Genomic DNA, 11,969 nt, shown 5'->3' on the forward strand with positions numbered 1-11,969 from the left:
CTGTTGGTGGATATATGATCCAATATTCAAAAATGTGCTTCACATTTAATATGTTATTTTAAAAATTTAGCAAGAAAAAAAGCAGTCACAAAAAACTGCTTTCTCATGCTGGTTTCAGCTGGTATAGTTGGTTTTTCTGGAATTTACAGATGATAACGGAGTTATCAAATTTGACAGCTACCGCTCCCGGGATAATCTGAATAATAGTCCCCTTTCCATAATCTTTGTGACATACCCGCTGCCCCTTCTTAAACCTCGGTTCTTTTTTATCTTCATCCTTTTTTTCTTTCGCTCCAAACATTTCGGAAACAAAACGAGATTTATGAGTAGACTCATTTTCTGTATGTGAAAGATAAAGTTCTTTTTTCGCTCTAGTTACAGCAACGTAAAAAAGTCGGCGTTCTTCTTCAAGATTGCCCTGATCAATGGATCTTTTTGATGGTATCGTTCCATCGTCAGCCCCAAGGATAAAAACGGTATCCCATTCCAGACCTTTTGCCTTATGCATAGTCGAAATGGAAACGCCTCTCCTGCTTCGATTCTTATTCATCTGATCAATCTTTGCGTTTACTTCACTCGCATATTGAAACCAAGCTTCCATGGTCGTCAGAGCATTATCCTTGATATCTGTCAGATAAGAATCCAACATGCAGGTCAATTCCGTCAGATCCATGTTACGGTATGCTGCATAGTTTTTAAGATAGGCATCATATCCAGCCATAGACCTTACCATGCGGATAAAATCGACAGGATTATTTTTTTTCAAAAGCCTAAGGTTCTGGAAGAAATCATGTACTTCTTCAATTGCACGGTTACGTTTCCAAGGTTCCCAAATATTTTTGTACACGATCCGGGCTACTTCATTTTCATCCGGCTCAACTTTGTAAAGATTTTTGAGGGGAATGAACCGATTGGGTTTATTGATCACCTGCACAAGATCATGACCATTCCCCGTATGTTCGGCCAAACGATAATAAGCCATAAGATCATTGAATATCCAATGCTTATAAGGACTAACTATAACATCATTACTATGAAATGGTATATTTTTCCTCATAAGAACTAGAGAAAGAAAACTTGCCTGTTTATTATTTCTGAACAAAACAGCCATATCTTCATAATCCTTCTTCTTTTCACTGTGGATTTTTTTTATGGCACTAACGATATTTCGAACCTCCATATCAGAAGTCTTAGCCGGCATCTCTTCTATGATCCCTTCCCCAGTTTTGAAAGCCTTGATATCCTTGTTAAAACGTGTTTTATTATTTTCAATAAGATTTTTGGCATGCTGCACGATACAAGGTTCTGAACGGTAATTCACGTCCATGTATATTTGTTTACACGAAGGGTATGTTTTCGCAAAACTGAGCATGATCTCAGGTTTTGCCCCTCTGAACTTATAGATAGACTGATCATCGTCTCCTACAACGCAAAGATTTGCTTCTTCAGGTGAACCGGCCAGAAGATACAGGATATCTTTCTGCAGGAGATTTGTATCCTGATACTCGTCTACAATGATGTAACGGAAACGTTTTTTATAATACGAGAGATAATCTTCTCTTTCCGACAACAGCTGATAACATATTTTGAGCATATCATCGTAGTCGATTTTTCCGATGTACCGTTTTTGTTCTTCATACAGCTCATAAATTGTTTTAAATTCTGATGTTGGACACGTTTGGGCTTTATAGGTCTTCCAATCAACTCCATTATTGTTAATGACAGAAATCTCCCGGAGGCAGGAAGACGTAAAGTCTGCATAATCACGTATATCCATTTTCAGGACTTGTTTCTTCTTCAAAGCGTCAAGACCTTTCCGGACAATCATCCATCCTTCACTTTCACCAAGAATATTATCAGTCTTTAACTTATAAGCGGCTGAGATGATATTAAAGCAGAAAGAATGGATCGTGGCAAACCAAACCTCTTCTCCCTGCTTGTCTTTATGTGAAAGTTTCAAAAAACGCTCCTTCATTTCAGATGCAGCAGCTCTGGAAAAAGTCAATACCAGGATCTGCTGAGCAGGAATACCGTGTTCAACCATGTATTGAACTCTTCTTACAACTGTAGATGTTTTTCCACTTCCTGGGCAACTGATAAGGATCACCTGTCCCTCCGTTGTTGTAACAGCCTTTTCCTGAGGTTTTGATAATTGCATATATATTCTCCTTTCTTCAAAAAAAACTTGTCATCAATAATATGTCATTTGTCCCAGAAAACAACATTTTTATCCTGGTCGCGGAGAATATCCTCGCATCTAAGCATCAGCGTAGGTGGCGGGAATGTTCACGAAGGCCGGAATGAAGTCAGGGGAAGAAATGAGCATATGCTCACAAGGCAAAGCCTTGGGAGGGATAGCGCAATGGATGACCTTGACGAAATGGAGACCTTAATATGCTGTAAAAAAAGCCGGGCGTCAATTTGACGGACGGCTTCTGACTCCCTGGCGAAGGGCGGGGTCTGGGGCAGAGCCCCAGGATACGGGGTGCAGGGTGTCGTTACATCCTGCCAGGGTTTGGGGCAGAGCCCCATGGTTTAAAAACTAAATACATTAATATATTTTAATATACTTAAATGTATTATAGAAGGAACTCTATATATCCAGCAGAATTTCGGAGAACTACTACTTTGTAAATGCTAGAATACAGTTCAACTAATTCCTATTGAGGAATTATTATGGAGGAAATATCGCGACCATAAGGATGCAATTTGCAAAATTTCAGATTATAAATAGTGATTTTCCTTTACCGCAATTAAAATAAATCATCCTTATTTTATAATACAAGAGTGATTATTATGATTTAATTGTATTTTACAAAGCAAAATTAAGTTGAGATGAATTAGCTGAACACTAAATAGAATTTTTGATACTCAAAAAAGACCTGATGTAACCAGATCTATTTCGGCCTTATGACTGTCCTGCATCGTGAAATTGTAATACCAAGTCAGACCATTTCCTAATGGCACTAAGCTTCTGTGACTTTATTTTGAAGCAGAATTTTAGTAATATTATTCGAAGTTAATTTCTTCTTAGAAAGAAATGCATGAAGAAATTCCTCAATAATTGGAAGTTGGTTAAAATTAGTCAAAGACCACTTTCTACCTATAATTGAGTTCTTCACTGCTTTATATGCTGTTATAGTTTTCCCTATAATGTAGCGTAGCCATAATGGAATATTTTTATCCTTTATGAGGCTACCCTTGAAGCGTTTATTCCCCCATATACAGAATTTTCCTTTAGAATAGGCAAACTTTTCCTGGCATTCGTTTGTAGCTTTGATGATTGAATAGTATTCTTCTGAAAGCTCTTTTACTTTGTCCCACTCTTCTTTTCTTTTTGGCATAGAATCATGAATAATTGATATCGCTGTTTGGTAATTTTGTTTTGCTTCTTCTACCAACACTTCTGCTTTTTTCTTGTTACGGAACATGAGTTCTGCAAGCTGTTTCGAATCATGTACCTCTTTGCATAGATGGATGCCTTCTTCTTCGCATGAAGCCGAAATGATATTGGACACTCTGGAAAAATTATCGCTGGAAGCAAAAACAATATCTTCCTCTGTAAATCTAAGAACAATTCCCTTATTCGACCTTCTATGTTTACTCTTCCCCCATACTTCTATGTCACCATTATAATTTGACATAACAGAGTGAACAGCATAATCAAAGGTTCGGGAGGCACAGCCATTCCAATTCATAGTTTCCTGTTTCAGTAGGTTATGTTCAAGAAAAATCGGGATATTAATCCAGTCTTTCATTTCGTTTTTAGCAGAATCATTAAGTTCAAACATTGCTTTTAAAATAATATATTTAGCAGCTGGTGCAAGACTGTAAAATTTTTTTGTACGGAAAATTCCGTGGTTAAGCCTTATATAAGGAGTATCTTTGAATTCTTTACTATAATGATTATATACAAGATCTATATAATATATACCGTCTTTACACACTTTCCAGTCCTTGCTTCTCGTTGCTCGAATAATCTTCTTTTTCTCAAGCTTATGAAGTAATTCCGTAAAAGAAGAATATGCACATCCGATTTCATTACACATCATATGTACGTTCGTAACGGCAATTCCGTTCAAATCCTGTACAGAAGCTAAATAGATCAAAAAATTCATTTCCATTTTGGACACTCCGGCAATTCCCATTTCCTTTAACATAAGAAATGATAGCTTCTGACTGCCTTCTTTTTCAGAAGTATCTCTTCCTTTTAAGATAATTTCTTTTTTAGCCTGTTCAGAAGATATTTTGTTTATTTCTACAGCATTTTGATAAGCATTCGTATTTCTCATAAAAAACAGCCCCCTTAATAATGGTACTGTTAATATGTATGAATTTTTGAAAAATAGCAGTTTTTATAAGAAAAAACGAACCAGTTACCGACATGTGCCTCTGGATCTTACAGGTAAAGAACTTCTCTGCTTTGTACAATGGAAGTTACCACATTGTCAACTGCTGAAGGATGCCCAGTATCCCCCTACATCGTTCCGGCTGTCCGAAATGTGCAAGAAAAAATAGAAATATATTATTTAATTAAAAAAGGAGAACTTTCAGCATTTAGTGCCGCGAGTTCTCCTATTTTTAAATTGTATTTAATTTTCTGGCAAAAGAAAAAACGACGTTTTGAGCCCTAAAAATATTTTCTGTTCCGGATGCTCCGGATGCCTATTTTGCATTTCTAATAGATCTCAACTGTTCCATTGTCCGCTGCTTACTGTTTGATTTTCTGAACTGCAGGATACGCTTTCCCTGCATTCCAATGTAACCAAATGGAATCATAGCTGCTGAAATATAGAGCATTGTCTGCAAATACCCAGGAATTGTATTGGCCGAAGCAGTAGCCAGAGGCTGACCAAAAGTTGCCATAAGCATCTGTGAAGAAACACCAGCGGTAATGGCAATCAGTTCTCTTAAGCCCAGAAGAGTTGCATTATAAGAAGCTATCGTGGTTAAAGTTTCTTTAATGATATCTTTTCTATGCGAAGGCATATAAATGGCACAAGCAGCTCCTATGATCCACATAGCCCCGATAAGGGGTGCCATGAGTATACGTCCAAAATTCTTGAAGATGCTGATACCAGCAATCGAAAAGAAGAACACTGCTACAGGAAACACAACTGCCCATACAAGCTTATTCCTTTCCTTACCGCTGGCCTTTTTGACATAAGTAAAATTTTTACGATCCTGCATATTGCTCCTCCTTATATGATATTCTGTTCTTCTGTTACATAATCTTCCACTTCTTCCATCACGTTCATAACAACAATCGCAATAGCTCCAATAATCGTCAGAATAATCCAAAGGTTTGTCTTTGTTATATACAAAAGATTGTTAAATGCATTTATATTAAATGCTAAAAAAGACTGCATAATCTGTGAGTATGTCATTATTTTCTCTCCTTTCTTGGTCGTGAAATCGTGATTCTGGTCCAATCCAATTGACGAGTATCTTCAATATTGCTCTGTCCTTTTAATTCATTATATGTAAGAACTCTTCCTTCTACAGGGCGTTCCCACTTAAAAGGAAATTCTTTAGCTTCCAGGCAGGACTTTTTCCAATTTTCCAGTTCTTTCATTACAATTTCTTTTTCTGGCTTACCAGGTACAATAATATTAATCAATCTGGTGAAAGAAACTATTTTATTGCATTTAGCAAAAAAATCCGTTTCATTACACTTTGCTGTTTCGTATTCATAATACTCACGGATTTCTTTTCCATTTTTCCCAATATACACAAGAACAATGTCCGGAATATAAGAAGACTTTTCTCCTGTTTTGACTGTATACTCCTTAACACGTGTCATGTAGATAACTTTTGCATCTACTTTTTTTACATATTGAGCTTCTTTCATCATTTCTGCAGTTTTCTTAATGCCGTAACCATGTTCAAGAGTCCCATGGTTTCGAATAATTGCATTCATTTCAGGTTCTGCGGGGTTTTTTTCAAATAAATAAATATAAACATCTCTACCTAGAGCTGTAAGCCGATACAAAGAAAAGTTTGGACTTCCAGGTACAGGACATTTGACTGATTCAACTAGCTCCCCAGGCCATTGCCCTTCTCCAAATTTATCTTTTTTAGTAAGTGCCTGCATTCCAGTTCCCAAACGGCTTTTAACAGGATCCATTGGATACTTTTGTTCTGCAAAATTAATTAAATCTGGCAAAGAGGAAGCTCCTGTTTCACCTAAAAATCTTATGGTGATTTTCTGTGAATCAGTTAATTTTTTTACCACCCTAGACGTTGCATCTATCTGATTTTCTAATACTTTTTTTACAATTTTAGTTGTTTCTTTCTTTGTATTAAGAGTATTCTTAACCGGTATAGATGCATTTATATTTGTTCTAAATTCATGATTCTCATGGAAAGGATTGGCAGATTCAATAACAACAGAGGCAAGACTGTCTGAATCTTCTTCTTCAAAAGACATATCTGAAGTATCCATATCAATGTTTGCTAAATCACTATCAGATACAGATGAAGATACGGAAGAAATGACCTTTTCAATATCCTCATCATCTAATTTACCTGTTTTCAATTTTTCCTTCAGGCTTTTAATTATTTCATCTTTGTAAGCAGCCTGCTCAGACATTTCCTTTTTATGAGATTCTTTCATTTTATCAATCTGGAGGTTAAGCTGTGCAATTGTTTTTGTTCTTTCACCATTAATATCCATCAATCTTTTATATATTTTTTTTATTGATGGAAAATAATCCTCAAGACTTGCCTGTGCCTGACTGATCATTTGAGGAAGAGGAAGCTTGAACCAAGGAATTTCCCCTTCTTTTTCTCTTTCTTTTTTTAGGATTGTTTCGCATAAATACTTTGTACTTTTTTCAAGCTGAACTCTTTCCTCCATCATAGTTTCAATTTTTGCATTTGCCTCATCACGTTCTTGTTCCAGTTCTCTGATAGATGAAAGGGCCATGGCATATTTCCCTTTAAGCACCTGATAAGATTCAGCCATTTTGACCACCTCCCGCATCTGTTTGTAATGTAATTCCGGATTGTATATTTTCAGATTCTGTTTCTTCAGTTTCTGTCTGACTTTTTGTGTCGTTAGCGCCTTCTTCCGCTTGCATTGTTTCAGACTCTTCAAGTGAAGATACTTCCTGTTGTTCTGTTTCCTTAGAAGAAGTATCAGAAGAGATCCCTTCTATAGTTTGCTGAACAAAACCATCCGGAGACCAGTTTTCAATATCAGTCAGATCATACCCTTTTATTTCACCACCGAGAGTAACAATGTTCTGAGTAATAAGCTGAAAATTATCATTTAATACCTGCCGGGCAGCAATAGCCTCATTTGCAGCATTACCATCATTTTGAGTAATAGCAGCACTCATATATTGACAATATGCAGCCGCATGAGTCTGCACCCACGTTAGGAGCATATTTTTTATCTGTGTATATTTTGAATTGATAACAGCAGCATCAATCTGTGTTGTAAGTGAGGAAACAGTATCAAGTGTTGTTTCATATTCAGGAGCAATAGACATTGTATCTTCTGTACCGGCGGCCATGCGATAATCAAGAGTAAGAAGCGTTTCATATAAATTTCTAGTCTGCAGATACATTCCTACAATGGAATTGTATTCATTTTTATCTGAAATATTCGAAACGGACATAATGACGGGAGCAACCTCTCCTTTATCATTGTAATAGAATTCCGTAATAAAAGAACCATAAATGAGTACAATTAAATAACTGCATGCCACTGTTAAAAAGATCATGGAAATTCTGCGGAACATTTTTTTACGTCTTTTTTCACAAACAAAATTTTCTTCCGACATCATTTTATCTAGCTGGTCTAGCTGCAAAATATCTTCTTCTGTAAGGTGATCTAATGTTTCCGTTTTATTCTCTTCTGTTTCATAATGCCTTTGGCTTTCAACTGACGGTTTTTTAGCTTCATTTAATATATCATTACTATGTGTTTCTTCTTTTTGAGCGATTCTTTCCTGGAGAATTCCTGGCATCAGACATCACCATCCTCTCCAAAAGCACCTGAAAAGCCATCAAATCCGCCATTTCCAAGGTAATCCTTATAATTGAATTCATCTCCATATTCATCGTCTTCCGGATACCATGAGTCGGATCTATCATCTGGTACAAAATTATCATCTGGTTCCACCCAGTTTTCGGAAATATCTTCCGAATTTGGATCTTGCTCTTCTTTCTCTTCATCTGTAATATCGGATTTTTCGCAATCCTCATTTTCCATATCAAGGAACTCCGGGATTTCATCCCTGTCATCTTCAGTTTCGATTGTAATACAGTTTTTGAGGTACTCAACTGAATACGGAACAATTTCCATAGAAGAATCTTTCTTCTCACATAGACTTCCACAATATTCACATGTTTTCATCACAATAAAATCTTTTCTTGCCTGAACAGCTCCGTCTATGTAAACAAGCGATCCTTTTTTCAATGCCTCATAGTCTTTGTCAGCTTGTACTCCAAGTGACTTAATCCATGGAAAATCAGCTCTTACACTTGGATCGTCATCTCTAATAAAAACTTTTCGATTAATACCGAGCTGATAAGTACATACCCGTCCCCCGTTATCTATAGGATTATATGCAGGATCATTACAGAGATTTCCAATGAGAAATATCCTATTACTTATCTCTGCCATCCAAAGAAGCCATTTTTTCACAATTGCTTTCTGGGGTTCTTCCTGTATTAAAGTCTGAATGTGATAAAGTCCATTTTTAAAACCAAGATCTTTTATATTAAGAATCTTGCCTTCAAAAGTTTTCCTTTCATTCAGAATTGCGAGAATATCTTGAACAGATTTATGTCTTTCTTCTTCTGTTATGTTGATAATCTCCATATGTTTAGGTGTTAATTCCGACAATCGTACACAAAGAGGATGAACAAAAGAAATTGTTCCTTCATAAGTGTTCCGTTCATTACAATTTGGACAGATAAAATGTTTTTTTGCCCTTAAAGTACAGAACACCCCTGAAACTTCTAACATATCACCAATAGCTGCTTTTTTATCTAACAGATAATCGATGATCTTTTTATCCCTTGCGATTACAAGCACATCATTAGTTTTTATATCCCCACGCTTATTTCCATCAGCAATCTGAGGCCTGCTGACTACAAGCAGAGATAATGTTATCTGTACAACATTTTTTTCTTCTCCAATAACTTTTCTAAGTGTTGTAATCTGACCGTTTAATATAATTTGATTCTGTATAGCCATAGATTATACCTTTTCCAAATAACTTGTATCCTTTCTATATTATTGATAATAAGCGTTTGCCTCACCAGTAAGCGCGATTATGCAGTTTTTCATTTCTATGGAAGATTCCTTGGCTGCTGTTGCATCACTATTTTTTAGATTATCCAAATATGTGTTAAGGACATTTAAGGCATCTTCTGTGATGTCAAGAATATTCTGTCTGTCAGTATCCATGCTTTGAGCTGGCATAGTAACAGCAATCTCATCTTTTGCAGCTGAAACCTTTGAGATAGCATCTTCGGTTCTTTGAATTTCTTTAGAGCATTCATCAGTTCCTGCGGCAATACTTTCTGCCATTGCCATTCTTGTTGTAAGAACATTTTCAATCACAGATATTTGTTTTGTCAAAAATATGCTATATTCAACAGCTGACATAGCCACATCTGTGTTGTAACCATCTTCTGGTGAGGAAGATGTAATTTTTTCACATCCGGTAACAGAATAAGCAATAAGGATAGTACCTATAATAAACCCCGTCCTGTAAATAATCTTCACAAAAAAGCCTCCTTTTCATTTATATTATCTAATATGTCATTTTTGTAAAAAAATATCATTTTTAAAATTTTCTTATAAGAATCAGCCAGACTCTTTGAAAAATCACATATTAATGGTGAAACTAAAAAATCGGCATATTATTTTTTGAAAAATGCCGTATATGACATGTAAGAAGGAGGAAAACATGGTTATTTTAAAAGACTATGCAACTAAAACTGAAATCCAGGAAAGAAAGAATAAAACCGTAAACGGTTTTTGGCCAGTTGGAATTGATTACGGTTTTTCTGGAGTAAAAGGATTTGCTCCAAACAAAGTATTTTGCTACCCGAACTGTGCAATTAAGGTAGATGATTTTTCATCACTACTAGAGTCTGGTGTAAATGATATCCTTTTAAAGGATAAAGAAGGATACTGGATAATTGGAGAGAAAGCGAATGAAATGATCACTCCTGCAAACGCTATGAACTATGAATCTGAGATGTATGAACGCAACCGTTATTTCTCTCCTGCTTTCGGAGCTTTGATGAAAGCTGGACTTGGGATTGCGATTCAATCTAATGCTTATCAGACTTATAATGGCGAACCAATTTTTGTCCAGACAGGACTTCCACCGGAATATAAAGAAATGGATTCTGCTGATTTGAAAGAAGTAATTGCTGGAAATTACGAATTCGACATGAAAATTGGAAAAAATCCTTTCCGTCATTATAAATTCTTTATTAGTGAAAACTACGTTTTTATTATGGATCAGCCAATGGGTTCACTCTTCTCCGCTATTACAGATAATGATGGGGTACAGGGACAGTTCGGAATCCAGGTTCTTAAATCAAGAACTCTTGTGCTTGATCCAGGATTTAAAACCCTGGACATTTACGATATTTCTGGTGGAAGTGTATTTAATAAGCCTGCAACATTCGACAATCTTGGAATGCATGAAGTTTTCGAACGTACCGTAAATGGCCTGAAAGGTGCCAATATTACTGTCCTGGGCATGCAGAATGCTCTTAAAAGAGGATACGTTACTGTCCTTGACAAAAAGAGGATGATTAACAAAAAGTTACACTTTGACGATCTTTTAGAAAAGAATACAAAAGAAGTATGCATGGAAGCGGTACAAAAACTGGTTTCTCTTTATGATTACATGCAGAACCATGATTACCTGATTGTAACAGGCGGAACCGGTAATGCATGGTATCCTATGATTAGAGATCATTTCCGCAACATGGAGAACCTTACTATTCTGAGTGCAAACAGAAATGATAAGATGCTTTCCAATACTTATTCTAATGTTAGAGGATACTACTTCTCGCTCGTCAGCATGCTCCTTCATCGTTTTAAAAAATAAAGGGAGGTGTAACAGATGCAGTTAGCTCTAAGATTATATTATCCCATAGATGCTGACCTTATTGCCATACGCCTCCGCGAAAAAAGACGGTTTACCAGTTTGATCAGGGATAAACTAATCAGACTGCTGGATTCTAGCGAGAAAGAGTTATCTGAAAAAGATATTTATCATATACCAGAAAATATCCGGAAATATGTCCGTATTCCAACAGAACCGATAAAAGTCAATTTAAACTTAACAGAAGGACGAGATGATGTAATTATTGTTTATTTGCAGAATGTGAAACCATCTGTGAGAAGCGATACTGTTAAAGCATTATTTAGGATGTGTCTTGATAATTATCGAGATGATTTATTTCCTATAGGATTATTTCTTGATAACGATAAGTCTTGTCTTGCAAGATCTTCAGTTAGAACAACAAGTTTAAAAGAAATAGAAAAAGTTAAGGCCATAAAAGGTACAGTTCCTGAAAGAATAGCTGTAAAGAAAAAAAATGTTGTTACTGTGAAAGAAACAGAAAAAAAAGATGAGATTGTAAATGACATCAAATTTTCAGAGCCGGATAAAAATGTTTTAATTAAAAAAGCTCCAACACCGGATGAAGAAAATTCATTTGAATCGGAAACAAATAAAATAAATACAGCGAACTCAGAAATTGTTTCCGATAAAGATGATGTTATTATTATAAAAGATACATCTCATAACACTGATTCTTCAAACGAAAAATCTTCTCTTTCCATGGAAGCTGAAGAAAATAGCAATAATACTGCATATGAAATGTTTTCAAAACTATTAGGCTATTAAAAGAAAGGAGGCTAAGTATAATGTTCTGTGTAAATTATGAGCATTATACTTGATGTATATGGAAACAAATTTCTC

General features: G+C 35.8%; 11 protein-coding genes. 3 read left to right on the forward strand and 8 right to left on the reverse strand.

What is annotated here, in order from left to right:
- Positions 1–103 precede the first annotated feature (103 nt).
- Together AB5916_RS01915 and AB5916_RS01920 are read right to left on the reverse strand one after the other, a co-directional pair.
- Positions 104–2,158, reverse strand: a complete 2,055-nt coding sequence (locus AB5916_RS01915) for an ATP-dependent helicase (protein ID WP_368189039.1) — start codon at positions 2,156–2,158, stop codon at positions 104–106.
- An 808-nt stretch (positions 2,159–2,966) separates the two neighbouring features.
- Positions 2,967–4,292 carry a hypothetical protein gene (locus AB5916_RS01920; protein ID WP_368189040.1) on the reverse strand — a complete coding sequence of 442 codons (1,326 nt, stop codon included), beginning with the start codon at positions 4,290–4,292 and terminating at the stop codon, positions 2,967–2,969.
- Between the two features lie 138 nt (positions 4,293–4,430).
- Here AB5916_RS01920 and AB5916_RS01925 point away from each other — a divergent pair, with 138 nt between their 5' ends.
- The gene (locus tag AB5916_RS01925) at positions 4,431–4,634 is read left to right on the forward strand and encodes a hypothetical protein (RefSeq protein WP_368189041.1); all 204 of its coding nucleotides are present in this window, start codon (positions 4,431–4,433) and stop codon (positions 4,632–4,634) included.
- Between the two features lie 31 nt (positions 4,635–4,665).
- On the opposite strand, the gene AB5916_RS01930 is transcribed toward AB5916_RS01925, so the two are convergent.
- Genes AB5916_RS01930 through AB5916_RS01955 form a run of 6 tightly spaced genes read right to left on the reverse strand, consistent with a single transcriptional unit; the run spans position 4,666 to position 9,745 of the window.
- Complete coding sequence (locus tag AB5916_RS01930) at positions 4,666–5,190, reverse strand: hypothetical protein (protein ID WP_368189043.1); 525 nt, start codon at positions 5,188–5,190, stop codon at positions 4,666–4,668.
- Between the two features lie 11 nt (positions 5,191–5,201).
- Positions 5,202–5,369, reverse strand: coding sequence for a hypothetical protein (locus AB5916_RS01935; RefSeq protein WP_368189044.1), 168 nt, complete (start codon positions 5,367–5,369; stop codon positions 5,202–5,204).
- Positions 5,370–5,386: 17 nt separating this feature from the next.
- Positions 5,387–6,967: a hypothetical protein gene (locus AB5916_RS01940; protein ID WP_368189045.1), complete on the reverse strand. Its 1,581-nt coding sequence runs from the start codon at positions 6,965–6,967 to the stop codon at positions 5,387–5,389.
- Positions 6,960–7,976: a hypothetical protein gene (locus tag AB5916_RS01945; protein WP_368189046.1), complete on the reverse strand. Its 1,017-nt coding sequence runs from the start codon at positions 7,974–7,976 to the stop codon at positions 6,960–6,962. Before AB5916_RS01945 ends, AB5916_RS01940 begins: the two co-directional genes overlap by 8 nt.
- Positions 7,976–9,211 (reverse strand): single-stranded DNA-binding protein, encoded by a 1,236-nt coding sequence (locus AB5916_RS01950; RefSeq protein ID WP_368189047.1) that lies wholly within the window; start codon positions 9,209–9,211, stop codon positions 7,976–7,978. Before AB5916_RS01950 ends, AB5916_RS01945 begins: the two co-directional genes overlap by 1 nt.
- 39 nt (positions 9,212–9,250) lie before the next feature.
- Positions 9,251–9,745 carry a hypothetical protein gene (locus AB5916_RS01955; protein ID WP_368189048.1) on the reverse strand — a complete coding sequence of 165 codons (495 nt, stop codon included), beginning with the start codon at positions 9,743–9,745 and terminating at the stop codon, positions 9,251–9,253.
- Between the two features lie 184 nt (positions 9,746–9,929).
- Here AB5916_RS01955 and AB5916_RS01960 point away from each other — a divergent pair, with 184 nt between their 5' ends.
- Positions 9,930–11,090: a hypothetical protein gene (locus AB5916_RS01960; RefSeq protein ID WP_368189049.1), complete on the forward strand. Its 1,161-nt coding sequence runs from the start codon at positions 9,930–9,932 to the stop codon at positions 11,088–11,090.
- Between the two features lie 15 nt (positions 11,091–11,105).
- The gene (locus AB5916_RS01965) at positions 11,106–11,894 is read left to right on the forward strand and encodes a hypothetical protein (RefSeq protein WP_368189050.1); all 789 of its coding nucleotides are present in this window, start codon (positions 11,106–11,108) and stop codon (positions 11,892–11,894) included.
- Positions 11,895–11,969: the final 75 nt, after the last annotated feature.

The sequence above is a fragment of the Blautia sp. 1033sp1_1033st1_G9_1033SCRN_220408 genome (assembly GCF_040929965.1).
Taxonomy (GTDB): Bacteria; Bacillota; Clostridia; order Lachnospirales; family Lachnospiraceae; genus Blautia_A; species Blautia_A ammoniilytica.